Here is a 24637-nt window from a genome sequence, read left to right as displayed (position 1 = left end):
AGAAAGATATGCTTAGGAAAATAAATTTATTGATAGCTTTAACCCTCCTGTTGGCAGGAGGGTTAAAAGCCCAGAACCATTCGGATCAAATTATTGCGAATCTTCAAGAACCGGCCGCTCGTTCGGTCTTGGTCGTATCTCATCGTGCTGATTGGCGTAATGCCCCAGAGAACTCGTTGCAAGCCATTCAGAACTGTATTGATATGGGAGTAGATGTGATCGAAATTGATTTAAAGAAAACCAAAGACGGACATCTGATTCTGATGCATGATAAAAAGATTGACCGTACGACTACTGGAAAAGGGTATCCTGCCGACTATACTCTTGAAGAACTGCGACAGTTCCGCTTAAAAAGTGGTACCGGACATAAAACGGCTCACCTGATACCTACTCTGGAAGAGGTAATGTTACTTTGTAAAGGCAAGATTCTGGTTAATATTGATAAAGGTTATGATTATTTTAAAGAAGCTTACGCCATTCTTGAAAAGACCGGGACAGTTCAACAATGCATTATCAAAGCCGGGCTTCCTTATGAACAAGTGAAAGCAGAAAATGGAGATGTGCTGGATAAAGTCATTTTCATGCCTGTCGTACAGCTTCATAAAGAAGGAGCCGAAGCTATTATTGACAGCTATCAGAAGCACATGAAACCTGCTGCCTATGAACTGGTATTTGATAATGATAGTCAGCCGGTTCTCGATTTGATTCAGAAAGTGCGTGCTACAGGTGCCAACCTTTTCATTAATTCTCTATGGCCAGAATTATGTGGTGGTCACGATGATGACCGTGCAGTAGAACTTCACCAACCGGATGAAAGTTGGGGATGGATTATCAATCAGGGTGCTAAGCTGATTCAAACAGACCGTCCTGTTCTTCTATTGGAGTATTTACGAACCAAGAAGCTCCACGACTAAAAGAATTTCTCCATGTTGAAACAACTAATTAATTTTTACAAGGTCTCTTCACCGAGACCTTGCAACAGGGAAACTTTGTCTTCATTCGACAAATGTCGTTTGGATTCCGATACCCGTATAAATTCCGATAGTCGTCGTCTGAAATACCTGAAATGGTCTACCTTTCTTTCAGCGACTTTCGGTTACGGTATGTATTATGTGTGCCGTCTTAGCCTGAATGTCGTAAAGAAACCTATTGTAGATGAAGGAATTTTTTCGGAAACAGAGTTAGGCATCATAGGTTCCGTATTGTTTTTCACCTATGCGATCGGGAAATTCACGAACGGTTTCCTTGCCGACCGCAGCAATATCAACCGTTTTATGACTACCGGTTTATTGATAACTGCTTTGGTTAATCTTTGTCTCGGTTTTACTAATTCTTTTATCCTGTTCGCTATCCTTTGGGGGATTAGCGGCTGGTTTCAATCTATGGGAGCAGCCTCTTGTGTAGTAGGGCTTTCCCGTTGGTTTACGGATAAGGAACGCGGTTCATACTATGGCTTTTGGTCTGCGAGCCATAATATCGGCGAAGCGTTGACTTTTCTGATAATAGCCTCAATTGTCAGTGTGTTGGGCTGGCGGTATGGTTTCTTCGGAGCCGGTATAGTGGGATTGATAGGAGCGTTGATCGTCTGGAAGTTCTTCCATGATACTCCCGAAAGCATGGGATTCCCTTCGGTGAATGTTCCCAAACAGAAAAAGGAAATGAGTGAGACAGAAACGGCTGATTTTAATAAAGCACAGCGTCAGGTATTGCTGATGCCTGCCATTTGGATACTGGCTCTTTCGAGTGCTTTTATGTATATCAGTCGTTATGCTATCAATAGTTGGGGCGTTTTTTATTTGGAAGCCCAAAAGGGGTATTCCACATTGGATGCCAGTTTTATCATTTCTATTTGTCCGGTCTGTGGTATAATCGGTACTATGTTTTCAGGTGTTATTTCTGATAAGTTATTTGGTGGACGTCGCAATGTTCCTGCGTTAATTTTCGGATTGATGAATGTGTTTGCTCTTTGTTTGTTTCTCTTAGTTCCGGGAGCTCATTTTTGGATAGACGTGTTGGCAATGGTTCTTTTCGGTTTAGGTATCGGAGTTTTGATCTGTTTTCTGGGTGGTTTGATGGCAGTGGATATTGCTCCCCGTAATGCTTCGGGTGCTGCATTGGGAGTAGTCGGCATTGCCAGTTACATCGGTGCCGGATTGCAGGACGTGATGAGCGGTATACTGATAGAAGGGCAAAAGACTGTTCAGAATGGAGTAGATGTTTATGACTTCACCTATATCAATTGGTTTTGGATTGGTGCTGCTTTGCTTTCTGTGTTGTTTGCTTTGCTGGTATGGAATGCAAAATCAAAAGAAGTGGATTAAAGTGAGTACATTAGGTTAGAATATAAGTCTTTGTTTTCGAGGTATTAGACACCATTCCGGGAAGTAAGTAATGATTGCTTATCTTTCTGGAATGGCTTTTTTATAATCAATTAAATAAAAAGTTTTATGGAAAATTCATTGAATGATGAATTATTGTGTTCATTGAAAGATGAACTTCGTGAAGTAACTGCACAAATCAATGTGCATAGTGAAAAATTAATGGATCTGCTCGACCAAAAAAAAGAATCGTTGGTCAACTGACTCGAGAGATGTCGCATCTCACGCCTGTCATCATCGAGTATCGGGGAAATCCGAAGCAATATGTCTCTGTTGTGCTCGATGCCATCAATCTGGGTAGGTTGACGTATGACGGAGTAGCAAATTGCGAACAGACTTTTCGTGCGTTAGCAAGCGTTGTAGATGTGATAAGCCCTAAGAATGGGAAAACGCTTAGTGTAGAGACGCTGGTGTCTTATGAGAAGAAAAAGCGTGCAGGAGAATTTGAGGAAAAATAATATAAAATAAAAAGATGATTGTTGTATAGTTGAACAACAATTCGCATATTTGCAGTATGGAAAGCCTCAACGTAACCTCCGTACATACGGAGGTTACGTTGAGGCTTTCATGGAGACTTTAACCGAAAAGGAACAAGATAAAATCCAGTATGGACTACTCTTGTTGAAAACACAAGAAAGACTCTCCACTAAATTTGTAAAATTTGTTCAGGACGGAGTTTTTGAACTTCGTACAGAATATAATGGTAATATATACCGGGTATTTTTCATTTTTGATGATGGAAATATTGTAGTGTTGTTTAATGGCTTTCAAAAGAAGTCGCAAAAAACACCGGGTAGTGAAATAGATAAAGCATTAAAAATAAAGGAGGAATATTATGCAGATAAACAATCATCAAATAGTAGATTATGACGCTGTTCTTGATGCGAAATTTGGAGCAGAAGGTACTCCCGAACGTGCGGAAGCAGAAGAAAAAGCGTATGCTTTCTACACCGGGCAAATTATCGAAGACGCAAGGAAAAAGGCTAAGATTACTCAAGCAGAGTTAGCCCGGCGTATCGGTTCCGACCGTTCTTATATTTCAAGAGTGGAAAGTGGTCAGACAGAACCTAAGGTTTCTACTTTCTATCGCATCATGAATGCGTTAGGTTGTAGGATCGAATTTTCGATGTCTTTATAAGAAGCGATTAAAAAAAACATGGTGGGAAATTTGAAAAAGATAACTGTCTTTTTCAAATTTCCCACCGTTTTTTTGAGGAAGAAAAAGGAAAAGGTGAGGGTAGGTGAGGGTAAATTTCTAACATTCGTATTTTTTTTTAGAAGAAAATAGAAGAATAGAAATAAGAAATATAAAAATGAAAAGTTGCAAAAGTACCCTCACCAACCCTCACCTTTTTGCGTGCGAAGGAGATGAAATCTTATTCATATAGCCTGTTTGATTTCACCTGTTCCGTATCAATAATGAATACAGTGTATCTTCTCCCGTTTTTTCCCTTATGAAATTCGAAGCCGTGTTTGGACATCACTTTTCCTAGTTGGGCTTTGGTTCCGTGAGAATATTGATACCCCGTCCGTTCGCGAATCAATTCCGCAATTTCAGTGACCGTCAGATAATGCACCTTTTCGAAACGTTCCGGTTTGCGGATATGTGTCAACACCAGTTCTTCTTCCGGTGAGTGGAAAATGAAATCCTCGTTGTTCTCTTCAATCCGTGAGTTTTCCGACTGGGTGAACCAATACTGATACCCCGGCTTGTTGAGCAGATACTTGATTTGTGCATACAACTGCGCGTAGTTTATTTTGATAAACTCCATCGAGTTGACATGAAAGCAGAGAAAACGGCGGTTACCTGTGGTGTCGTGAAGCACTTCCTGATAATTGCATGTGCCGGCAAAAGAAGCCGTGTGAGGAAAGTTCTGCGAACGCCGCGCGTATGGCAGGCGGATGCTGATTACTTTGCGGGTAACTAAATCCTTGAAGATATTCAGTTCCCGTCCGTTCATCCCTTCAAACTCATCCAGATTGATAAGCATTGCCTGCGCTATTTTGGCCAGATCATCCTTGTTGTTCGGGTTAATAAGACCGGTAGAAAGATAGGCGCGCAATTCGGGCGGCAGCAGGTTGTTGATAAACGTAGTCTTTCCGATGTTCTGTATTTCGCTGCAAAGCAACAAAACAGTGTGGTTCACCACATCGTCTTGTGTGGCGGCAGCGCACATTCCCACCAGATAACGTTCCAGACATTCTACCCAAAATTTCTGGTGACTAGTATGCACGCTGTTGGCAAGGATACCGATATAATCCGTTCCGTCCCATTCAGGCAGCGAGTCTAAATACTCGCGAATAGGATGGTAGGTGCTGCTGAAGTCGGAGTAGATCAGATTTTGAATCGTCTTGACGGTGCACGAATAGCCTAGTTCGTTCATCTCCATCCAAATGCTGTTTTCCATCATTTCGTCGAGAATATGGAAAGGTTCCGGTTGCTCCGTGTCCGTTTTCCTTCTGCGATATTCCATGATATGAAGCACTTCGTTGTAGCGTGTATCGTAATTTTCTTTGATATGTTGCTCAATCTGTAATATTCGCTTCTGCGTACTATTCAGCTTGCGGGTGTCGAATTCCTCATTGTGTCCGTAAGCACTCCCGATCAGTGCGTCCATTTCATCCGCGGGAAGATCGGTGAACTGGCTCTTGATAAAAGCTGCCGCCTCTTCCTGGGGGACGCCGTAGCGATTGTACATACAAGCCAGGCAATGCAGGTAGTTGTTCCGGTTGCCGGTGACGTACTTTTCGGATTTATTGTGATAATAGTTCAGAGTCACCATTAAGGAAGCGTGCGAGGAATGGTAGTTGAGTGCCACTTGTTCGGTGAGGGGATTGTTGTCTGGTGCTGTCGTCTTTTTCTTTTTGCCGGATGCCCTTTTCTTCTTTTGAGACTTGAAGAACATCGGTGGCTGTTCCACGATGACAGCTGTGGCATCGGGATTGAAATAAATATCCGGATCGTAAGAGAACAGGCAAGTGCGGCTGACATCTTGTCCGGAAGTGTCGACCTCAACTCCGCAGAGCTGGGCATAAAAGGAAGCGATTTTGTGATAAGCGGCATGATGGAAATCTTCAATTTCCTGAATCGTTTCGGGCAATGTCCCGTCCGTCCGGCATACACGTACCACGATTTTCAGTCCCATTCCTTTGGGACTGATGAAAGCGATGCGGGTGTGGGCACACTTTTTTGCCAGTGCGAGGATGCGTGCCAATGCTTCCTGTGTCTGATGGTCGATGTCTACCACGATGTATCCCAGATACTTGACGAGAGTTGCGTTTGAACGTCCTCCCCGGTAGTTGGCTGAAAAGGTGATTTCCGGTAGTTCTATTTTCTTTTCGTTTGCTGCTTTCTCGCCTTGTTCCGCGAAGATTCGGCGCACGTCCTCCACTGTTTCCCGGTATGTGCCGTTGCTGATGGCCGATACGATTTCTTCTTCTGTCATTTCGGCTATGACGCGGTAAAAGTCTTGAAAGATGGTAAAATGCTCCATGTTGGTTTGTTCTTTTTAATTTGCGGTTGCAAAGAAATTTGTTTGTAAAATAATAGAATGGAACTTTTCGTTTTTTTGATTAAGTTCCTAGGGTTCTCCCAAATAGCGTATGATCGTTGCCACTTGCCGGGGAGAGAGAAGGCGGTTGCGGGCACGATAGCCTTCTTGTTCGAGTTCTTGCAGGAGCGGAAGGTTGTAGACAATCCAACGACGTAGTATTTGTAAGGCTACTTTAAGGCATACGTTGGGGTTGTAAAGATGAGCTAGTTCCGACTTTTTATAAGTGCGGATATGAAACGGCTGATCCGGATAATACATGATGAATAATGTTTGATTTATGCTATAAAGTTACTGAAAATTAATGGTTTATTAAAAGAATAACGTCATTATTATTCATAGAATATCAGGAAACTTCGTTGGGGAATCCGGAGGGTGAAAAATGTGTTATCTTTATGTCGTTAACAAATAAGGAACGCGTTCGAAATGTGTGAAATCTTAAAATTATTTTATTATGGCAATGACAGTAACTTATTCAGTAGTGCCGCGCAAGAATCCTGCCAAAAAGGATGAGTCGGCAAAGTATTATGCGCAGGCACAGGCTTCGGGAGAGTTGGATTTTGAAGAGTTGTGCGAGGGAATCACGAGTCGGTCTACCTGTACGGAGACAGATGTGCGTGCCGCCATTTCGGGTATTCTTTATGAGGCGAAGCGTGCGTTGAAAGCGGGAAGAATAGTCCGGCTGGGTGATTTGGGCAGTTTGCAGATCGGGTTGAACAGTGAAGGAGCTGTGTCGGTCAAGGAGTTTTCAAGTTCGCTGATTACGGCTGCCCATATTATTTTCCGTCCCGGAAAGACGTTGGCGGACATCACGAAGATTCTTAGCTACCAGCAAGTAACGACGCGTGCGGTGGCTCAAACGGGCGGTAGCGGCAATGAAGGAGAAGACGATGACAAAGGTTCCGGTGGCGGTTCAGACGGTGGTGGAAGCGGAGAAGCTCCGGATCCGGCAGCATGATAACTTTAATATTGGATCAAATGAAAGAAATTGTAACTAAGATTTTGGATGTAATCATGTTCCTTGTGCCTTTCTTCGGAAAAAGAAAGCGGAACAGAATTGTGAGAGAGGTGCGCTTCAATGCTACCCATAAAGAAGTGTGTAATGTGAAAACGACGGAAAGGGAGAAGGACGATGAGAAAGATTAGTCTGATTGTGATTCACTGCTCTGCTACCCGTGTCGATCGCGACTTCACGGCGAAGGATGTGGACACTGCCCATCGCTTTCGGGGCTTTTCGTGTTGGGGGTATCATTATTATATCCGCAAGTCGGGACAGATAGAACCGATGAGGGATGAAGATACGGTGGGTGCTCATGCACGCGGTTTTAATGCGATTAGTTTAGGGGTGTGCTATGAAGGCGGGCTGGATGAGAACGGAAAGGCAGCGGATACACGTACTTCCCGCCAGAAAGAGGCGATGCATCGTCTGGTAAGCGAGTTGTTGCAGCGTTATCCGGATGCAAAGGTGGTCGGTCACCGGGACTTGAGCCCTGACACCAACTACAACGGAATTGTAGACCCCTGGGAACGGATCAAAGAATGTCCCTGTTTTGAGGTGATTGAAGAATTTGAGAGTTGAGAATGGAGAGTTGAGAGTTGGCTGCGCACTGTTATACTGCATAGTTAACTCTCAATTCTCAACTTCTTCAACTAATTGACCACCACAGTAGTGAAATACTCTTTAAATACCTCCGCGGCTTTTTCAAGTTGTTCGGGGGTATTTTCTTTTACGTCTTTCAGTTTGTATTCCTGCTCCATCGCTTCATACTTATGTACGCCTAATGTATGATAAGGCAGGATTTCCACTCGTTGCACCATCTTATATTTTCCCAGAGCCTCTCCTAAACGGCGGATGTCTTCTTCGAAATCGCTGTATCCGGGCACTAATACATAACGCAGCCAGAAAGGTTTCTCGTTTTCTTCCAGCCATGCTGCCGTGCGGATGGTTTGCTCGTTACTTCTTCCGGTCAGTGCCTGATGGCGTGCCGGATTGAACTCTTTAATATCCAGCAATACAAGATCCGTCAGTTTGAAAAGTTCTTCTACTTCTTCGTTCCAGATACCGCCGTTGCTGTCTATGCATACATGTATTCCCTTTTCTTTCAGTTCACGCACCAGAGGAACCAGTGCTTTGGCCTGAAACGTAGGTTCTCCTCCGGAGAAAGTGACTCCTCCGCGTTTCCCGAAAAAAGGACGTTGGCTCATAGCCATGCGGACGATTTCTTCCGGTGGGGTAGGTGTACCTCCTTTTCCGGCTATCGTGTCGGGATTGGCACAATACAGGCAGCGGAAATTGCATCCTTGAAGAAAAACGACGAGCCGTAAGCCCGGCCCGTCGAATGTTCCCATACTTTCGTATGAATGTACGTTTATCGTCATATTGAGTAGATCTGATTACATACGTTCGTGGAAGCTACGGCTGATTACTTCCAATTGATGTTCGCGGCTCAACTTCACGAAGTTTACGGCATAACCGGAAACACGGATGGTAAGCTGCGGATATTTTTCCGGATGTTCCATGGCGTCGTAAAGCATTTCACGGTTCAGTACGTTCACGTTCAGGTGGTGAGCGCCTTTGGTGAAGTAACCATCCATCATTGTCACCAGATTTTCTACGCGATCCTCTTCAGTAGCTCCCAGAGATTTCGGAACGATGGAGAAGGTGTTGCTGATACCGTCTTGTGAGTCGCGGTAACGTAATTTCGCTACGGAACTCAAAGAGGCGATAGCACCGTTCTTGTCACGTCCGTGCATCGGGTTGGCTCCCGGAGCAAAAGCGACACCTTTGGCGCGTCCGTCGGGAGTAGCACCTGTCTTCTTGCCATACATCACGTTGGAAGTGATGGTGAGCAAAGATAAAGTAGGACGGGCATTTTTGTAAACCGGAAGTTTCTTCAATTCTTCGCTGAAGAAATAGACCAGGTCAACACCCAGGTGGTCTACCTTGTCGTTGTCATTACCGAAGCAAGGGAATTCGCCTTGAATATCGAAACCTTCTGTCAGACCGATGTCGTTGCGGCGTGCGGTTACTTTGGCATATTTGATGGCCGACAGTGAATCGAGGGCGATAGAAAGTCCGGCTACACCATAAGCAAGGTTGATGCGTGGGTTGGTATCTACAAGAGCCATTTGGGCTTTTTCGTAGTAATACTTATCATGCATATAATGGATGATGTTCATCGCTTCGTTGTAAACACGGGCGATTTCTGTCAATACCTTCTTGTAGTTGCTCATTACTTCTTCGAAGTTCAGTGTGTCGCTGGTTAGTACGGGGATATTTTTCACCATTACCGTACCGGTGTTTTCGCAACGTCCGCCGTTGATGGCAAGCAGCAGGGCTTTTGCCAGGTTGCAACGTGCGCCGAAGAATTGGATTTGTTTTCCGATTTCCTGATAAGATACGCAGCATGCGATTCCGTAATCGTCAGACTGGCGCACTTCACGCATCAGGTCGTCGTTTTCATATTGGATGGAAGAAGTGTCGATAGATACTTTTGCGCAGAATTCTTTGAATCCTTCCGGCAGTTCCGGGCTCCACAATACAGTCAGGTTCGGTTCCGGTGAAGGGCCGAGGTTGTAGAGTGTTTGCAGGAAGCGGAAAGAAGTCTTTGTCACCTTGGTACGTCCGTCGTTGAGGCGTCCGCCCAGAGATTCGGTTACCCATGTCGGGTCGCCGGCAAAGATGTCGTTGTAAGATTGCATACGCAGGTGGCGCACCATACGCAGTTTGATGACAAACTGGTCGATCAGCTCCTGTGCGAAAGATTCTGTGATGGTTCCTTTGCTCAATTCATATTCCATATAAATGTCGAGGAACGAAGAGACGTTACCCAGTGACATGGCAGCACCGTCTTGTTCTTTTACGGCAGCAAGGTAAGCCATGTACACCCATTGTACTGCTTCTTGTGCGGTGTAGGCAGGACGGCTCAAGTCGAGTCCGTAGTATTCGCCCATTACCTTCATGTCCTTCAATGCCTTGATTTGCTCTGCCACTTCTTCGCGCAGGCGGATGCGGGCTTCGGTCATCGGACCGGTAAGGTTACGCAAATCTTCTTTTTTTGCCTCAATCAGTCGGTCGATACCATAGAGAGCCATACGGCGGTAGTCGCCGATGATACGTCCGCGGGCATAGTTGTCAGGAAGTCCGGTGAGGAATCCCAGAGAACGGAACGAACGGATTTCTTCGGTATATACGTCAAATACTCCGTCATTGTGCGTCTTGCGGTAGTGAGTGAATATATCTTTTACACGGTCGTCCACTTCCACGCCGTTTTCGTGGCAGGCTTTGCTCACCACGTTGATACCTCCGAAAGGTTTGATTGCACGTTTCAGAAGTTCGTCTGTTTGCAGACCGACGATCAGTTCGTTTTCTTTGTCGATATATCCGGCTTTATGAGAAGTGATGGTTGAGACGGTGACATTATCCAGTGAGCGTACTCCGTTATTGGCTCTTTCTTCTGCCAGTGCTTCGAGGCAGCGGTTCCATACAGCTTTTGTGCGTTCGGTAGGTCCTTCGAGGAAAGAAGCATCTCCATAATACGGAGTGATGTTGTGACTAACGAAATCTCTTACGTTGATTTCTGTGCTCCAAAGACCGTCTTTAAAGATCTTATTTAATTCCATAAATGATAAAATTAGAGGTTGTAGTTATCCTTTTCTTTAGAGCGCACAAAGTTACAACGTTTTTTCATATAATCAGCATAAATATGCTCTATTTTATGCTTTTCAACATAAAATACCTAGATATTGCTATTCTTTGGAAATGATGTTCGTGATTTTTTTTTGTGAAAACTCTTGTAAGTTTAAAATATATTCGTACCTTTGCACCGCTTTTAACGAAAAGCACTTCTGATAAAGAAGTTTTGGAGAGGTGGCAGAGTGGTCGATTGCGGCGGTCTTGAAAACCGTTGTACTGCGAGGTACCCGGGGTTCGAATCCCTGTCTCTCCGCTAGGATAGCAGCTTTTAAGCTGCTATTTCTTTTGTGGAAAATATATTTCCATTGTTTGTTTCCTTATTGGAAAATAAGGAGAGGTGCTCGAGTGGTTGAAGAGGCACGCCTGGAAAGCGTGTATACTCCTAAAGGGTATCACGAGTTCGAATCTCGTTCTCTCCGCTTTTTTGTTTGTTGTTAAAAAAATGTTTGAAAGCGGCTGCCTTGATTTTTCAAAGCAGCCACTTTTTATTCCGGACATTTATTCCAACTCTTCGATAATCTTCTTCACATCTATCGGTTGCAATCTTCCGTACACTTTCTCGCCAATCATCACTACCGGAGCCAGTCCGCAGGCACCTACGCAGCGCAGGCAGTCCAATGAGAATTTTCCATCCGGTGTGGTTTCGCCGACTTCGATGCCTAGTACGCGTTTGAATTCTTCGAGCAACTTCTCGGAGCCGCGCACGTAACATGCCGTACCCATGCAGACGGAGATGGGATGTTTCCCTTTCGGGGTCATGGTGAAGAAGGTATAGAAGGTGACCACTCCATATACTTTCGATACGGGGATATTGAGTTTGGAAGCGATGATGCGTTGCATCTCTTCGGGCAGGTAGCCGTGCAGGTGTTGCGCTTCGTGCAAAATATTGATTAGTTCGCCCGGGTTGTTTCCGTGCTTGTCGCAAATCGTTCGGACTTGTTCTGCCACATCGCAGGCTAGTTTTATATCTGACATAATACTCTTCGTTTAAAGTTAATCCATAGATTTGTTGAAATAGTGCGTGTGCAATAGCGTTTCCGATATCTCGCCCAGTGGTTTGCCGAGATATTCTTCGTACAAGGTCTTGATGTACGGATTCTCGTGCGATTTGCGCAAAGGCTTGTTGGCGTCTTCGCGGTAGAGTGCGTTGGCGCGTGCATACAATATTTCCGAGTTGCCGTGATGCAACGGCTGTCCGCCTCCTCCGATGCAACCTCCGGGGCAAGCCATAATTTCGATTACATGATATTCGTTGTGCCCGTTCCGTATGTCTTCCAATAGATGGCGGGCGTTGCCTAGTCCGTGTGCGATGCCTACTTTTAATTCAAATCCGTTTAGGTTGATGGTAGCACGCCGGACACCGTTAAGTCCGCGTACTTGTTCGAAGTTTACATTTTTCAGAGATTCTCCGGTATAGATTTCATAAACAGAACGGAGGGCGGCTTCCATTACACCACCTGTTGTACCGAAAATAACGCCGGCACCGGTCGACTCACGCATAGGGTTGTCAAACGGGCTGTCCAGTACCAGCGGGAAGCCGATATTGGCGCGTTTAATCAGTCGTGCCAGTTCGCGGGTGGAAATAGAATAATCTACGTCGGGAATACCGTTCACTTTAAATTCATCGCGGGCACACTCGTACTTCTTTGCCAGACAGGGCATGATGGATACGACTACCAGCTTTTCTCTGGGAATTCCCATCTTTTCCGCCCAATAGGATTTGGCGATAGAGCCGAACATCTGTTGCGGTGAACGGGCGGTGGATGGAATGTCCAGCATATCCGGGAAGTGATGTTCGAAGAAGTTCACCCATGCCGGACAGCAGGAGGTCAGGATAGGTAACCGTACGGACTTATCTCCGTTGAGATAGCGCGTCAGACGGTTTAGTATTTCCGATCCTTCTTCCATGATGGTGAGGTCGGCGGCAAAGTCAGTATCGAATACATAGTCGAATCCCAGTTCACGCAGGGCATAAACCATTTTTCCGGTTACCAGTGTGCCGGGAGGAAAACCGAATTCTTCGCCCAGGGCAGCACGTACGGCAGGGGCTGTTTGCACAATCACCACTTTATCCGGGTTAGCTAAGTCGTCGAGCAGGCGGTTCGTATAATCGCGTTCGGTCAGTGCACCCACCGGACAGACAGCTACGCATTGTCCGCAATAGGTACATTCGCTTTCCGTCATCATCCGGTCGAAGGCAGGGGCTATCGTCGTGTTGAATCCGCGACGGATGGCACCGAGCGCACCGACTGTCTGAACATCGTTACAGACACTTTCGCAGCGGCGACAGAAAATACATTTATCCATGTTGCGCACGATGGAGGCAGTGATTTCCCGCTTGCGGGGAGAGAGCTCGCCTCCATTGAAAGGCATTTCGCGGATATTAAAGCGTAGCGCTAATGTCTGAAGTTCGCAATTGCCACATTTGGGGCAGGTGAGACAGTCGTTGGGATGATCCGACAGGATAAGTTCGGCTACCACTTTGCGTGCGTTCATCACACGTAGCGTACTGGTTTTCACTACCATTCCTTCCGTGCAACGGGTAGCGCAGGCAGGAGCCAGATTGCGGCGTCCTATAACCTCGACCACGCAGATGCGACAGGAAGCAGGATTGTTCTTTATGCAGGTGCCTTTCAGGTCGATGTGACACAAAGTAGGTATGTTGATGCCGATTTTCGTGGCAGCTTCAAGGATGGTACTTCCTTCGGGGACGGTGATGAAATGACCGTCTATCTGGAGGGTGATTTGTTTATCTTCCATAGTAATCGATTTTAGCAGACAAGAATAGCGTTGAATTTGCAGCGTGCCATACACATGCCGCATTTGATACATTTATCGGGAGCTATGACATGTGGCTTGCGCACCAGCCCGCTGATAGCATCCGCCGGACAGTTTTTGGCGCATAGATGACAACCAATGCAACGTTCCGGACTGATGGTATACGTTAATAGTGATTTACATTGCTTGGAACGACAAGTCTTATCCCGCACGTGTTCCATATATTCATCGTAGAAGTTATCCAATGTGGATAAAACAGGATTCGGAGAGGTTTGTCCCAGTCCGCAGAGGGCCGTATCTTTGATGACTTGTCCCAAAGTGGCAAGTGTGTCCAGGTCTTTTTCTGTGCCTTTTCCTTCCGTAATCTTGTTCAGTAGTTCCAGCAGACGTTTGTTTCCAATGCGGCAAGGTGTGCATTTCCCGCAGGACTCTTCCACTGTAAAATCCAGATAAAAGCGGGCTACGGATACCATGCAGTCGTCCTCATCCATGACAATCATCCCTCCTGAACCCATCATGGAACCGGCCGAGAGAAGGTTGTCAAAGTCAATGGGAGTGTCCAGATGTTTTTCTGTCAGACAGCCGCCTGACGGTCCTCCTGTTTGTACAGCTTTGAATTTCTTTCCGCCTTTGATGCCTCCTCCGATTTCGTAGATTACTTCCCGAAGAGTAGTTCCCATTGGCACTTCGATCAGCCCTACATTATTAATCTTTCCGGCAAGAGCAAACACTTTGGTTCCTTTGGAACGTTCTGTGCCAATCGTTGCAAACCAGTCGGCTCCTTTGGTTAGAATAATAGGAATATTGGCAAGCGTTTCCACATTATTTACATTGGTTGGTTTTCCCAGATAACCGGATTCGGCAGGGAAGGGAGGTTTCAGAGTCGGCTCTCCTCGTTTTCCTTCCATCGAATGAATAAGGGCAGTTTCTTCTCCGCAGACAAAAGCTCCGGCTCCGTATCGTATTTCTATGTCGAAACTGAAATCTGTTCCTAAGATATGATCTCCCAGTAATCCGTATTCGCGTGCCTGATTGATAGCTGTTTTCAGTCGGTTGATAGCTAGCGGATATTCGGCACGGATATATACTAATCCTTTGGTGGACCCGATGGAATAACCGCAGACACACATCGCTTCTACAATCGAGTGTGGGTCGCCCTCCATAATGGAACGGTCCATGAATGCACCGGGATCTCCTTCGTCGGCGTTACAAACCACGTATTTGACATCCGACTGTTGTTTGTTGGCAAATTCCCATTTCAGTCCCGTCGGGAAACCGCCACCGCCACGTCCGCGAAGTCCCGAACGTTTGATAATATCAATAACGTCCGTCGGCTGTTTGTTAAGCAGGCAATCGGCCAATGCAAAGTATCCTTCACGGACGATATACTCTTCAATATTTTCGGGATCGATAAAACCACAGTTACGCAATGCGATGCGGAGTTGTTTCCGGTAGAAATCCATGTGCTTGGAGTCGCTGACGGTATGTTCCGTTTTAGGATCTACATACAGCAACCGTTCGATTCTTCGTCCTCCGATGATATGCTCGTTGATGATTTCTTCCGCATCTTCGGGAGTGACTTGGGTGTAAAAGGTATTATCAGGGATAATTTTCACGATAGGACCTTTTTCACAGAAGCCGAAACAGCCTACGGTGATGACTTCTACTTTGTCGGTGATTTCGTTCTTTTGGATGGCTTTTAGAAGATTGTCTGTAATACCCTGGCTGGAAGATGCCTTACAGCCTGTACCACCACAGATCAGAATCTGAAGATGTTGCGCACCGGATGCCAGTCCGTAACACTTTTCAGTCACCTTTTCATTACTTTCTTCGCGCAATGAAAGATTGTGCTCTGCTCTCTTCCTGATTGTTGCCAAATCATGGATAGATAAAATTTTCATAAGTATCAGAATTGTTAGTCGGTTTTTTGCAAATATAGCTCTTTGTTTGAATAAAAGCAGCGTTCGGGCAAATAAAACAGGTCTTAATGAAAGTAATTAGGTAAATAATTCTCTATCTTCGTATTTAATAGGTAGTAAACCTAAAAATGAAATATAAAGTATGAGACAAATTTTACTGGGACTATGTCTTCTTTGCTTATTGAATAATGTATCCGGACAGGAAAACGGACGGGAAATTCCGTTGCCGGAGAAAATGCCGCAAGAACATCCGAGAGTGTTGACTACACCGGATGGAAAGCAGGATACGTGGGAGCTGATTAAAAAAGAGAAATGGGCGAAAGACGTATTCAATAAATTGAAGGAACGAACCGAAGTATATACCAATCTGACGGATGCTCAACCCGCATGGTTGTTATCGCGTCTGGCCATGTATTGGAAATCTCATGCAACCGAGGTATATGTGAAAGGTGAGACTTACGATCATGCAGGAGGTGAAAAAGCTCCTTATCCGACTGTCCGTTATACAGGGACACGTGGAACGGCTGCTACTCATGGCCGTCCCAAACTGGCAGATGTAGTGCCTTATGACGATGACGAAAACGGAAATGTGACTTTTTGCAATAATGCATTGCCGGAACGTCCTTTGGAAAGTGTACATCCGTCAAAAACGGGACGGAATATCGAAAGTCTGAACCGGGAAATTCTGGGAATAGCTTGTGATGCAGCTTTCCTCTATTGGATGACAGATGAGGAAAAATTCGCGAAACTGGCTGCCGGTGTGTTTGATACGTATATGACTGGAATTTATTACAGAAATGTTCCCATTGATCTGAATCATGGTCATCAACAGACATTGGTGGGATTGACTTCTTTTGAAGTGATTCACGAAGATGCCCTGCATATCGTTGTTCCCTTGTATGATTTTCTTTATAATTACCTGAAGACCAACTATCCGGAAAAGATGGATATCTATGCCGGTGCATTTAAGAAATGGGCGGATAACATCATAGCGAATGGAGTCCCTCATAATAACTGGGATTTATTGCAGGCACGATATATCATGAATGTGGGACTGGTGCTTGAAGATAATAAAGAGTATGCAGATGGAAAAGGACGTGAATATTATATTGATTATGTGTTGAACCGTTCCAGTATCCGTCAATGGAGTCTGACTCGTCTTGCCGATTATGGCTTTGATTCAACAACTGGTATCTGGGCAGAGTGTCCGGGATATAGCAGTGTGGTAATCAACGATTATGCTAATTTTGCCAATCAGTTTGATAACAACTTAAAATATGATTTGGTAAAGGCTATGCCTGTACTGTCGAAAGCTGTGGCAGCCACTCCGCAATATCTTTTTCCCAACCGGATGATTTGTGGGTTCGGAGATACGCATCCAAGCTATTTGAATACGAACTTCTTTATCCGCATGATACAGAATGCGCAGGCAAACGGTAAGACGGAACAGGAGAACTACTTCACTGCTTTGCTGAAATGCTTGAATCCCGAAATTGATAATGAAAAGGGAGAGAAGAATAACGTGCGTGTATCTGTCAATTCTTTCTTTGAAGATAAACCGTTAAGTCTGAATCCGAAAGTGAAAGCAGGGAAGATAGAGGACTATGTTTCTCCTTTATTCTATGCTCCCAATGTGTCATGGCTGGTGCAGCGGAACGGAATGCATCCGCGTCATAGCCTGATGATTTCTCTGAATGCCAGTGAGGGAAATCACATGCACGCTAACGGCATCTCCATGGAACTTTATGGAAAAGGATATGTGCTTGGGCCAGATGCAGGAATTGGTCTGACTTTGTATAGCGGCCTGGATTATGCCGAATATTACTCTCAATTTCCAAGTCACAATACAGTATGCGTAGATGGAATATCGAGCTATCCGGTAATGAAAAGCAATCATTCTTTTGACTTGCTTTCCTGTTTTCCTGCTTCGGCAGAACCGGGAAAGGAGTTTACTTCTGTGACTTACAGCAATGTCTATTTTCGTGAACCGGAAAGCAGGGCGGATCAGACCCGAATGATGAGCATTGTTACTACCGGACCCGAGACAGGATATTATGTAGATGTATTCCGGAGCCGGAAAGAGCGTGGAGGGGATAAGATGCATGATTATTTCTATCATAATCTCGGACAGACCATGACATTGACAGCAGCTGATGGTACAGACCTAAATCTGCAACCGACAGAAGAACTTGCTTTTGCTGGAGCGCATCTGTATGGTTATTCTTATTTATATGACAAGAAAGTTGCAGCTACCGGTAAAGATGTAAAAGCGACCTTTACCATCGACATGAAAGATAAAGGTGGGGATGATATAGTAATGAATCTCTGGATGAAAGGGGAACCGGATCGTGAAGTTTTTACGGCCTTGTCACCGATGACCGAAGGTTTAAGTCGTACGCCTGGTATGCCATATAATATAAAAGAACAACCTACATTGACTTTCGTGGCCCGTCAGCATGGAGAAGCATGGACTCGTCCTTTTGTCGCAGTCTATGAACCGAGTACGAAGAAAGAACCGTCTGCCATTCAGTCTGTATCCTATTTTGATGCGGAAGAAACTGTTTTGAAAGACTTTGCCGGTATCTGTGTGAAAAGCAAAAATGGGCGTACAGATCATATTTTCTCCTTGTCTGATGCTACGCAGACCGCCACTTATCAAGGAATGAAAGTAAAAGCAGACTATGCAGTTGTCAGCAATGAATATGCAGGAAACCGGACTTTATTCCTGGGGAACGGAACACAACTTGTTGCACCCGGGGTGACCGTTCATACGGATCAGGCGGGCAATGTGTTACTCGAAAAGAAACAGGGAAAATGGTATATCCTTTCTTCTGTTCCTTGTACGGTGGTTATTAATGGAAAGAAGATAAAATCAGGAATAACATCGCAACTCACGTTATTACCTGTCTGATTAAAATGATTCTGAATGAAAAAAGCATATCTAGTGTGGGGGGATTAATGATACTTATGATGGAATTAAACAGGGTAGGACAAAATGTGTCTTTTCTGTGATGGGAGGATTATATATGGAAATAACAAAGATGGATCTATTTAGGATATTACAAGGTAGAAAGAAGGGGCTATTGCTCACATTTATTGCATTTTCAATTTTTGCAAATGCGCAACTGGTGACTTATCCGGAAGGATTGAAAGCAGGGATGCAACATAATGACGATTATACTGTCCGGGTACGTGTGCCGGGTGGAGAATGGAAAGACTTGTTTGAATATAATGTCAGTGTGGATATGGACAATGTACAATCAGCTTCTATGGTACAGTTTGATATGGGCAGTCCTGTTGAGGTGATGGTAAAGAAGAATAACGGGCTGATTCAAGATGTACAAATCCGACCTTTGGTAAATGGAATCCGGCATACGGTAAATCAGAACACTATTTTATTTACTTTAGAAAAACCACGATATATATCCGTGGAATTTAATGGTGACCGCTTGCATAATCTTCATCTGTTTGCTAATCCTTTGGAGACAGAAACTTACTCGGAAAGTAGTGCGGACGTCATGTATTTTGGACCGGGAATACATCGTCCCCAGGATGTTCCCAATAATCAAATTCGGATCCCTTCTAATACAACAGTTTATCTGGCACCGGGCGCTGTCGTAAAAGCAAAATTATTGATAGATAAAGCCGAGAATGTACGTATCATTGGTCGTGGAATCCTCGATCATCCACTACGCGGCATTGAAGTAACTTATTCTAAAAATGTATTGGTTGATGGAATAACCATTGTAAATCCCGATCATTATACGGTTTTCGGAGGTGAAACCACCGGCTTGACCATCAAGAACCTGAAATCTTTCAGTTGTAAAGGATGGAGCGACGGCATTGATCTGATGTGTTGCAATGAGGTATTGATTGATAATGTTTTCATGCGAAATAGTGATGACTGCATTGCTGTTTATGCACATCGTTGGAATTATTACGGCGGAAGTAAAAATATCACTTTACAGAATTCTATCCTTTGGGCTGATATTGCACACCCTGTCAATATCGGCGGACATGGCAATTCGGCGGATGAAGTGGGAGAGACAGTAGAAAACATAACTGTCCGCAATATCGATATTCTGGAACATGATGAAGATGATCCTCTTTATCAGGGATGCATGACGATAGATTGCGGTGATAAGAATCTGGTACGTAATATCTTGTTCGATAATATAAGAGTAGAAAGTATTCAGGAAGGACGTTTGTTCCATGTCAATGTCCGCTTCAATCCGAAATATGACAAGCAGCCCGGAAGGGGTATTGAGGATGTTATTTTCCGTAATATAACCTATAATGGAGTAGGCGAGAATCCCTCTCTATTGAAAGGATTAGATGAGAATCGTAAAATAAAAAATGTGACTTTTGATAATGTGATGATAAATGGGGTGAAGATGAAGAATATCGATAGCTTTATAACGAATGAATTTGTGAAAGGAATTAAAGTAAAATAATTATCTTTGTTCGTAAGTAAGACATAGCAGAAAAAAGAGACTACCGATAGATGTTGCAAAACTAATGCGTGACTATCCGGATTGTAAAGGGATGTTTGGAATGTTACTTAAGCGGTATATAGAAGAGCATGAGAAAAAAGAATGATGAAAAAGTTCAGACTGTAATATGATTTATTACTTTTGCAACGATTTGCTTATTTGAAAGCCTGTCTAATGGACATAGTGTCGCAGACTTTTAAATTTTAATCTTTAATTTTTAATCGATATTATATGAAAGTATTAGTTCTTATTTCATTGGTCGGAAGTTTGTTGTTGGCTTCTTGTGGAGGTAGTAGTTCGAAAGGGAACGCAAACGCTCAAGAGGTAAATCCGGCAGATACTATTTATTTAGGTGATTTGCGTGAGAAGTTTGAGGGGGATAGTATTTTCTTTAAAATTGTTGCTCCAGATCTGATGTTGATGGATTACCAGTATTTGTGGGCTGTAACAGAATCGGAAGCGATTGAGAAAGGCTTGACAAAAGAATACTATAAATGTGTGAAGAAAGAAATCACCGATACGAATGAAGCTATCAAAAGAGGTGTGATGAAAGGGGCGAACGTAAAACGTATACCGGATTTCCAAGCATTTCAGGAAAACAAATAATGAATCTTTCCGGATGACAGCTTTTATCCATGCAAATATAAGAACAGGGGAGTCGCTAAATGTAACGGCGTCCCCTTTTTATTGTTGTGACGGTTGGATTTTGTATTGAGAAACTTCAGTCTATGGCTGGAAACTCTAGTTCCTACGTAGGAAATCATTACTTCATATTAGCTTGTAGTGTGTTTGCGAAAGAAAATGGCGTTTACAACCTAGCGTAAAGGAGTGAATGAACCTATATAAATGCGTTCTATTTTCAGGGAGGTGGCATTTATTCCGAATAGGTCGGTCACATCTGATTTATAATCTTCAGTCACATCTTCCACTAACCAATAAGGAATCGGTCCAAGGTCTCGTGTGGTGATACTCTTTGAAGTATCGGAACGTTCGGGAAGTTTAAATTTGCAGTCATACTCTTTACCATTGATTGTAATTTGGAATGTAGTGCCTGACTCTGATGTGGAGCGGGAGAAGCTTCCTTCTATTTTCGGAGTATTATCTTTACTAGTAACAATTGTCACTTTACCACTACTTTTTTGGTCATAAGAGAAAGCTATTCCTCCTGTAGCTTGTATACCCGCTTCATCCTTTATCTTTTTTATGACCGCTTCTAGTTTTTCTTTTTGTTGTTCATCCAACAGACTTTTATCTATTCCTGTGATTCTTGCTTCCACAGAATTCACTGAAAAAGATTGTTTGCCGTTGACGACCTTTAGCCCTATTTTTATGATTCTCCCATCAGCGTCTTTTACCATCAATGACGTGCTGCCCAGTTTTATAGAGCTGATTTGAATATCATTGTTTTCGTCTATATAAGCTGTTGCTATTTGCCCATCGGCTATTTCAGCAGTATAAGGAGCTACGCCACCCTTAATTCCCAACTTTGTACCTCCTGTAATTGGTAAACTGGTTTCACTGATAGGAGGTTCCGGGTCGAACATCACTTCCCAATATTCATATAGGTAAAAAGCATCAGCTTCGTCGCTGCATGAATAAAATACAGGAAGGGAGCATAATAGAATAAATAGTAGACAGAGCTTCGTCATTTTTGCTTTCATGATATTCTTCTTTTTTATTTCTTCACAAAAGTAAAGCTCCTTTCCTGTATTTCAAAGTATATTGATGAAAAATAAGATTAAAACTCTATCTTATGTTGTTTCTCATCATCCACCACAGCCATCATTCCTTCTACCTGTGCTAAAGCCAGCATACGTCCGTGGAAAGAATAACCGGCATTGTAGCCTTTATCCTCATCTCCGAGCATCATTCGTCCATGATCTACGCGCATGGGAAGTCCCGGATTCTCTTTCTCGAAAATGCGGATGAGATCAATCAGATGTCCTCTTCCTGATAGATGAGAACTTTCGATGAAGTTTCCACCCGGCATGGCCTCTGTACTGCGTAGATGAACGAAATGAGTTCTTCCTGCAAACTTCTTTGCCAATTCACGAGTATCATTATGTGCGCCTGCGCTAAGAGAACCTGCACAGAAAGTCAGCCCATTATGCGGATTGTCTACGGCATTCAGGAACCAGGCTATATCTTCTTCATTGGTGACAATACGGGGTAGGCCGAGAACCTGGAATGGAGGATCATCCGGGTGTACGCACATGTTGATACCATATTCATCGCATACAGGCATAATTGCAGAAAGGAAGTAACACATATTCTCTCGTAAAGCGTCCCGGTCTATGTCTTTATATAAACCTAACAGACGTTTGAATATAGCAACCGGGTTTTTATCTCCTTCTTTGATATTACCGTTTACAAATCCTTGTGTCTTGACGATAATAGTATCAATCAAATTGTCCTTTTCGGTATCTGTAATCACTTTGTCCAGTTCGGCAACTTTATGCAGTTCTTCTTCTGTATAGTCTTTTTCAGCTCCTTCACGTTCCAGTATTTTGATGTCGAAGTAAGCGAAACGAATACGGTCGTAGTAAAGCGAACTGGTACCGTCCGGCCAAGGGTACTGTAAATCCGTACGTATCCAGTCGATTACCGGCATGAAGTTGTAACAGACTGTTTTCACTCCGCATTTACCCAAGTTGGCAAGACTTACTTTATAATTTTCAATCAACTGTTCACGTTCCGTACCCGCATACTTGATTGCCTCACAAACCGGAAGACTTTCCACGACCGACCAGCGCAACCCATACGATTCAATATACGATTTTAAATCGTTGATGGCTTCTACTGTCCAAATCTCTCCGTTCGGTACCTCGTGTAATGCAGTGACGATTCCTTCAACACCTATCTGACGGAGCATCGGCAAGGTGATTTTATCTTTCTTGCCGAACCATCTCCATGTTTTTTCCATCATAGCGTTTGAATAAATTAAAAGATTAAATATTAAACGCCGCTGAATGCACTGAAACCACCATCGATAGGCAACATAGCTCCCGTTACGAAACTAGCGGCTTCACTGCACAGGAATTGTACAGCACCATTCAATTCTTTGATGTCACCGAAACGATTCATCGGAGTTTTGGCTAACACCTTTTTACTTCTGTCGGTCAATGAACCATCCGGATTGATTAGTACACGACGGTTTTGGTCACCGATAAAGAATCCCGGAGCGATAGCATTTACACGGATACCATCACCATATTTCAGTGCCATTTCGCTTGCCAGCCATTGGGTGAAGTTGGCTACTGCCGTTTTAGCGGCCGAATATCCCGGTACACGGGTGATAGCGCTATAAGCAGCCATAGAAGATACATTGATGATGCATCCTTTCTTCTGTTTTGCCATTACCTTACCGAATATCATAGACGGATAAACTGTACCGTTCATATTCAGGTTAGTCACTTTTTCCCAGCAAGAGATGTCCATATCATAGAAGTGCTGATCCGGTTCGAGAGTAGCTCCCGGCATATTTCCACCGGCAATGTTCAATAGAATATCGATCTGTTCCCATTTGGCTACGACTTCTTCGGCTACTTTTTCTAGACTGGCAATGTCAAGGACATTGCCGATAATACCGATTACATCGTCACCATATTGTTTGAGTTCAGCTACACGATTGTCCAGTTGCTCCTGACGAATGTCAATAGCTACAACTTTTGCTCCCTGCTGTACAAAGTGTTGGGCAATATTTCCGCCCAGTACACCACCTGCTCCGGTAATAACAGCAACTTTACCGGCAATACTAAATAATTCGTTCATGGTTTCTATCAAATGTTTTTATGAATGGATGCAAAAATAGCGGGTTTTTATACATACTATGATGCGTATTTTTGCAAGATATTTACCTATCTTTGCAAAAGCAGTTTAGAAAGGAGATTTATGAAGAAGATAATGAATGAGAAGTTGACTATTACGACTTCTAATCCCGTCCGTGCCCGCTTTTATGAATATCCACGTTTCACGTATCCGTGGCATTTTCATAGTGAGTATGAAATTATTTATGTGGAGAAGGGAGAGGGGGATTGTCTGGTGGGTGACAGCATTATCTCCTATTCAAAAGGTGACCTGATTCTTTTCGGTTCCGAACTGCCTCATAGTATGCAAAGTCCACCGGACGGCGGGGAAGAATCTGATAACGAAGAAAAATCCGAACCGAAAGTAAGAGGAGTCAATATTCAGTTTGAGAAAGATTTTATGCATTATTCTATTTCTCAATACTCTCAGTTTATTCCTATCAGGAATTTATTGGAGGATGCTTGCAGAGGAATTAAATTCACAATTACCCGTTCGGGGAAAATCATTAAATTATTGGAACAAATACCTTCTGCTAAAGGAGCAGATCAAATCATCCTGTTGCTTTCACTTCTACAGATGATGGCTACCAGTAATCATAAGAAATATCTGACTACTTCTCATTATACTCCGTTCCCTTCTATTATGCGTAATGAAAGAATGGAAAAGGTGATTGCCTATTTGAATAAACATTATACCGAGTCTATCGGTCTGGATGAAATTGCTTCTTATACAGCGATGAATCCTGCTGCTTTCTGCCGATACTTTAAAGAAAACACAGGAAAGACATTTAAAGAGTATGTACTTGATATGCGTATCGGATATGCTTGTAAACTATTGAATAGTAGTATGATGAATATATCTCAAATCAGTGCTACTTGCGGATTTGAATCACCTGTACATTTTAACCGTATCTTTAAAAGGGTGACAGGAATGACACCTACTTTTTATAGGGAACAGATGGAATAAGCTTTTTCAGGCAATAAACATTTGAGTATAATTTCTTCCTCGTTCGTAT

General features: G+C 43.6%; 23 protein-coding genes and 2 tRNA genes. 15 read left to right on the top strand and 10 right to left on the bottom strand.

Going from position 1 to position 24637, the window contains the following annotated elements:
- Positions 1 to 8: 8 nt before the first annotated feature.
- The 6 genes from HMPREF9009_RS20430 to HMPREF9009_RS20410 all read left to right on the top strand — a co-directional run bounded on the left by HMPREF9009_RS20430 (position 9) and on the right by HMPREF9009_RS20410 (position 3516).
- Positions 9 to 914: a glycerophosphodiester phosphodiesterase family protein gene (locus HMPREF9009_RS20430; protein ID WP_008021575.1), complete on the top strand. Its 906-nt coding sequence runs from the start codon at positions 9 to 11 to the stop codon at positions 912 to 914.
- Between the two features lie 12 nt (positions 915 to 926).
- Positions 927 to 2321 carry an MFS transporter gene (locus tag HMPREF9009_RS20425; RefSeq protein ID WP_008021578.1) on the top strand — a complete coding sequence of 465 codons (1395 nt, stop codon included), beginning with the start codon at positions 927 to 929 and terminating at the stop codon, positions 2319 to 2321.
- A 126-nt stretch (positions 2322 to 2447) separates the two neighbouring features.
- On the top strand, positions 2448 to 2582 hold the full coding sequence (locus HMPREF9009_RS26330; RefSeq protein WP_255353096.1) for a hypothetical protein: 135 nt from the start codon (positions 2448 to 2450) through the stop codon (positions 2580 to 2582).
- 8 nt (positions 2583 to 2590) lie between these two features.
- Positions 2591 to 2836, top strand: coding sequence for a hypothetical protein (locus tag HMPREF9009_RS20420; RefSeq protein ID WP_004315521.1), 246 nt, complete (start codon positions 2591 to 2593; stop codon positions 2834 to 2836).
- Positions 2837 to 2945: 109 nt separating this feature from the next.
- Positions 2946 to 3248 carry a type II toxin-antitoxin system RelE/ParE family toxin gene (locus HMPREF9009_RS20415; RefSeq protein WP_049703407.1) on the top strand — a complete coding sequence of 101 codons (303 nt, stop codon included), beginning with the start codon at positions 2946 to 2948 and terminating at the stop codon, positions 3246 to 3248.
- The gene (locus HMPREF9009_RS20410) at positions 3214 to 3516 is read left to right on the top strand and encodes a helix-turn-helix domain-containing protein (RefSeq protein WP_004302297.1); all 303 of its coding nucleotides are present in this window, start codon (positions 3214 to 3216) and stop codon (positions 3514 to 3516) included. The genes HMPREF9009_RS20415 and HMPREF9009_RS20410 overlap by 35 nt, the downstream gene beginning before the upstream one ends.
- 238 nt (positions 3517 to 3754) lie before the next feature.
- Here the strand turns inward: HMPREF9009_RS20410 and HMPREF9009_RS20405 are convergent, their stop codons facing one another.
- Together HMPREF9009_RS20405 and HMPREF9009_RS20400 are read right to left on the bottom strand one after the other, a co-directional pair.
- Positions 3755 to 5872 carry a virulence-associated E family protein gene (locus tag HMPREF9009_RS20405; protein ID WP_008021582.1) on the bottom strand — a complete coding sequence of 706 codons (2118 nt, stop codon included), beginning with the start codon at positions 5870 to 5872 and terminating at the stop codon, positions 3755 to 3757.
- Positions 5873 to 5959: 87 nt separating this feature from the next.
- Complete coding sequence (locus tag HMPREF9009_RS20400; protein WP_004305834.1) at positions 5960 to 6190, bottom strand: DUF4248 domain-containing protein; 231 nt, start codon at positions 6188 to 6190, stop codon at positions 5960 to 5962.
- A gap of 193 nt (positions 6191 to 6383) precedes the next feature.
- Between HMPREF9009_RS20400 and HMPREF9009_RS20395 the strand changes: the two genes are divergently transcribed.
- Genes HMPREF9009_RS20395 through HMPREF9009_RS20385 form a run of 3 tightly spaced genes read left to right on the top strand, consistent with a single transcriptional unit; the run spans position 6384 to position 7508 of the window.
- Positions 6384 to 6887: an HU family DNA-binding protein gene (locus HMPREF9009_RS20395; protein WP_004305836.1), complete on the top strand. Its 504-nt coding sequence runs from the start codon at positions 6384 to 6386 to the stop codon at positions 6885 to 6887.
- Positions 6884 to 7075, top strand: a complete 192-nt coding sequence (locus HMPREF9009_RS20390; protein WP_004302306.1) for a hypothetical protein — start codon at positions 6884 to 6886, stop codon at positions 7073 to 7075. Before HMPREF9009_RS20395 ends, HMPREF9009_RS20390 begins: the two co-directional genes overlap by 4 nt.
- The gene (locus HMPREF9009_RS20385) at positions 7062 to 7508 is read left to right on the top strand and encodes an N-acetylmuramoyl-L-alanine amidase (protein ID WP_008774975.1); all 447 of its coding nucleotides are present in this window, start codon (positions 7062 to 7064) and stop codon (positions 7506 to 7508) included. The genes HMPREF9009_RS20390 and HMPREF9009_RS20385 overlap by 14 nt, the downstream gene beginning before the upstream one ends.
- Before the next feature lie 71 nt (positions 7509 to 7579).
- On the opposite strand, the gene pflA is transcribed toward HMPREF9009_RS20385, so the two are convergent.
- On the bottom strand, positions 7580 to 8308 hold the full coding sequence (pflA, locus tag HMPREF9009_RS20380; protein ID WP_004308786.1) for a pyruvate formate-lyase-activating protein: 729 nt from the start codon (positions 8306 to 8308) through the stop codon (positions 7580 to 7582).
- Positions 8309 to 8323: 15 nt separating this feature from the next.
- On the bottom strand, positions 8324 to 10552 hold the full coding sequence (gene pflB, locus HMPREF9009_RS20375) for a formate C-acetyltransferase (RefSeq protein ID WP_004308785.1): 2229 nt from the start codon (positions 10550 to 10552) through the stop codon (positions 8324 to 8326).
- Between the two features lie 241 nt (positions 10553 to 10793).
- Between pflB and HMPREF9009_RS20370 the strand changes: the two genes are divergently transcribed.
- Both HMPREF9009_RS20370 and HMPREF9009_RS20365 read left to right on the top strand, forming a co-directional pair.
- Positions 10794 to 10878 (top strand) — tRNA-Ser (locus HMPREF9009_RS20370).
- A 78-nt stretch (positions 10879 to 10956) separates the two neighbouring features.
- Positions 10957 to 11044, top strand: a tRNA-Ser gene (locus HMPREF9009_RS20365).
- A gap of 79 nt (positions 11045 to 11123) precedes the next feature.
- Here the strand turns inward: HMPREF9009_RS20365 and nuoE are convergent.
- The 3 genes from nuoE to HMPREF9009_RS20350 are packed head-to-tail and all read right to left on the bottom strand — an operon-like array spanning position 11124 to position 15304.
- The gene (nuoE, locus tag HMPREF9009_RS20360) at positions 11124 to 11600 is read right to left on the bottom strand and encodes an NADH-quinone oxidoreductase subunit NuoE (RefSeq protein WP_008021615.1); all 477 of its coding nucleotides are present in this window, start codon (positions 11598 to 11600) and stop codon (positions 11124 to 11126) included.
- A gap of 18 nt (positions 11601 to 11618) precedes the next feature.
- Positions 11619 to 13385, bottom strand: a complete 1767-nt coding sequence (locus tag HMPREF9009_RS20355) for an NADH-dependent [FeFe] hydrogenase, group A6 (protein ID WP_049703132.1) — start codon at positions 13383 to 13385, stop codon at positions 11619 to 11621.
- Between the two features lie 11 nt (positions 13386 to 13396).
- Complete coding sequence (locus tag HMPREF9009_RS20350; protein ID WP_049703131.1) at positions 13397 to 15304, bottom strand: NADH-quinone oxidoreductase subunit NuoF; 1908 nt, start codon at positions 15302 to 15304, stop codon at positions 13397 to 13399.
- Positions 15305 to 15464: 160 nt separating this feature from the next.
- On the opposite strand from HMPREF9009_RS20350, the gene HMPREF9009_RS20345 reads away from it, so the two are divergent.
- From HMPREF9009_RS20345 to HMPREF9009_RS20335, 3 genes are all read left to right on the top strand, one after another.
- Positions 15465 to 18233 carry a heparinase II/III family protein gene (locus HMPREF9009_RS20345; RefSeq protein WP_049703130.1) on the top strand — a complete coding sequence of 923 codons (2769 nt, stop codon included), beginning with the start codon at positions 15465 to 15467 and terminating at the stop codon, positions 18231 to 18233.
- A 130-nt stretch (positions 18234 to 18363) separates the two neighbouring features.
- On the top strand, positions 18364 to 19776 hold the full coding sequence (locus tag HMPREF9009_RS20340; RefSeq protein ID WP_049703406.1) for a glycosyl hydrolase family 28 protein: 1413 nt from the start codon (positions 18364 to 18366) through the stop codon (positions 19774 to 19776).
- A 270-nt stretch (positions 19777 to 20046) separates the two neighbouring features.
- Positions 20047 to 20421 (top strand): hypothetical protein, encoded by a 375-nt coding sequence (locus HMPREF9009_RS20335; protein ID WP_049703129.1) that lies wholly within the window; start codon positions 20047 to 20049, stop codon positions 20419 to 20421.
- A gap of 209 nt (positions 20422 to 20630) precedes the next feature.
- Here HMPREF9009_RS20335 and HMPREF9009_RS20330 read toward each other — a convergent pair whose 3' ends face one another.
- From HMPREF9009_RS20330 to HMPREF9009_RS20320, 3 genes are all read right to left on the bottom strand, one after another.
- Complete coding sequence (locus tag HMPREF9009_RS20330) at positions 20631 to 21476, bottom strand: pilus assembly protein N-terminal domain-containing protein (RefSeq protein WP_049703128.1); 846 nt, start codon at positions 21474 to 21476, stop codon at positions 20631 to 20633.
- A 77-nt stretch (positions 21477 to 21553) separates the two neighbouring features.
- Positions 21554 to 22741, bottom strand: coding sequence for a mannonate dehydratase (gene uxuA, locus HMPREF9009_RS20325; RefSeq protein ID WP_008021624.1), 1188 nt, complete (start codon positions 22739 to 22741; stop codon positions 21554 to 21556).
- 29 nt (positions 22742 to 22770) lie between these two features.
- Positions 22771 to 23586, bottom strand: a complete 816-nt coding sequence (locus HMPREF9009_RS20320; protein ID WP_049703127.1) for an SDR family oxidoreductase — start codon at positions 23584 to 23586, stop codon at positions 22771 to 22773.
- A 120-nt stretch (positions 23587 to 23706) separates the two neighbouring features.
- Here HMPREF9009_RS20320 and HMPREF9009_RS20315 point away from each other — a divergent pair, with 120 nt between their 5' ends.
- Positions 23707 to 24588: an AraC family transcriptional regulator gene (locus HMPREF9009_RS20315; RefSeq protein WP_008021627.1), complete on the top strand. Its 882-nt coding sequence runs from the start codon at positions 23707 to 23709 to the stop codon at positions 24586 to 24588.
- Positions 24589 to 24637: the final 49 nt, after the last annotated feature.

The organism is Bacteroides sp. 3_1_13 (assembly GCF_001185845.1).
GTDB lineage: Bacteria > Bacteroidota > Bacteroidia > Bacteroidales > Bacteroidaceae > Bacteroides > Bacteroides xylanisolvens.
Note: the sequence above shows the minus strand (reverse complement) of the source record. Positions and strands in the feature narration are given on the sequence as shown.

Excerpts from the sequence above, each read along its gene's own strand:
- HMPREF9009_RS20420 (WP_004315521.1), top strand. The coding sequence starts at position 2,591 with ATGTCGCATCTCACGCCTGTCATCATCGAGTATCGGGGAAATCCGAAG.
- HMPREF9009_RS20385 (WP_008774975.1), top strand. The coding sequence starts at position 7,062 with ATGAGAAAGATTAGTCTGATTGTGATTCACTGCTCTGCTACCCGTGTC.
- uxuA (WP_008021624.1), bottom strand. The coding sequence starts at position 22,741 with ATGATGGAAAAAACATGGAGATGGTTCGGCAAGAAAGATAAAATCACC.
- HMPREF9009_RS20350 (WP_049703131.1), bottom strand. The coding sequence starts at position 15,304 with ATGAAAATTTTATCTATCCATGATTTGGCAACAATCAGGAAGAGAGCA.
- HMPREF9009_RS20345 (WP_049703130.1), top strand. The coding sequence starts at position 15,465 with ATGAGACAAATTTTACTGGGACTATGTCTTCTTTGCTTATTGAATAAT.
- HMPREF9009_RS26330 (WP_255353096.1), top strand. The coding sequence starts at position 2,448 with ATGGAAAATTCATTGAATGATGAATTATTGTGTTCATTGAAAGATGAA.
- pflB (WP_004308785.1), bottom strand. The coding sequence starts at position 10,552 with ATGGAATTAAATAAGATCTTTAAAGACGGTCTTTGGAGCACAGAAATC.
- HMPREF9009_RS20430 (WP_008021575.1), top strand. The coding sequence starts at position 9 with ATGCTTAGGAAAATAAATTTATTGATAGCTTTAACCCTCCTGTTGGCA.
- HMPREF9009_RS20405 (WP_008021582.1), bottom strand. The coding sequence starts at position 5,872 with ATGGAGCATTTTACCATCTTTCAAGACTTTTACCGCGTCATAGCCGAA.
- HMPREF9009_RS20390 (WP_004302306.1), top strand. The coding sequence starts at position 6,884 with ATGATAACTTTAATATTGGATCAAATGAAAGAAATTGTAACTAAGATT.
- pflA (WP_004308786.1), bottom strand. The coding sequence starts at position 8,308 with ATGACGATAAACGTACATTCATACGAAAGTATGGGAACATTCGACGGG.
- HMPREF9009_RS20395 (WP_004305836.1), top strand. The coding sequence starts at position 6,384 with ATGGCAATGACAGTAACTTATTCAGTAGTGCCGCGCAAGAATCCTGCC.
- HMPREF9009_RS20330 (WP_049703128.1), bottom strand. The coding sequence starts at position 21,476 with ATGAAAGCAAAAATGACGAAGCTCTGTCTACTATTTATTCTATTATGC.
- HMPREF9009_RS20355 (WP_049703132.1), bottom strand. The coding sequence starts at position 13,385 with ATGGAAGATAAACAAATCACCCTCCAGATAGACGGTCATTTCATCACC.
- HMPREF9009_RS20320 (WP_049703127.1), bottom strand. The coding sequence starts at position 23,586 with ATGAACGAATTATTTAGTATTGCCGGTAAAGTTGCTGTTATTACCGGA.
- nuoE (WP_008021615.1), bottom strand. The coding sequence starts at position 11,600 with ATGTCAGATATAAAACTAGCCTGCGATGTGGCAGAACAAGTCCGAACG.
- HMPREF9009_RS20315 (WP_008021627.1), top strand. The coding sequence starts at position 23,707 with ATGAAGAAGATAATGAATGAGAAGTTGACTATTACGACTTCTAATCCC.
- HMPREF9009_RS20340 (WP_049703406.1), top strand. The coding sequence starts at position 18,364 with ATGGATCTATTTAGGATATTACAAGGTAGAAAGAAGGGGCTATTGCTC.
- HMPREF9009_RS20425 (WP_008021578.1), top strand. The coding sequence starts at position 927 with ATGTTGAAACAACTAATTAATTTTTACAAGGTCTCTTCACCGAGACCT.
- HMPREF9009_RS20335 (WP_049703129.1), top strand. The coding sequence starts at position 20,047 with ATGAAAGTATTAGTTCTTATTTCATTGGTCGGAAGTTTGTTGTTGGCT.
- HMPREF9009_RS20400 (WP_004305834.1), bottom strand. The coding sequence starts at position 6,190 with ATGTATTATCCGGATCAGCCGTTTCATATCCGCACTTATAAAAAGTCG.
- HMPREF9009_RS20415 (WP_049703407.1), top strand. The coding sequence starts at position 2,946 with ATGGAGACTTTAACCGAAAAGGAACAAGATAAAATCCAGTATGGACTA.
- HMPREF9009_RS20410 (WP_004302297.1), top strand. The coding sequence starts at position 3,214 with ATGCAGATAAACAATCATCAAATAGTAGATTATGACGCTGTTCTTGAT.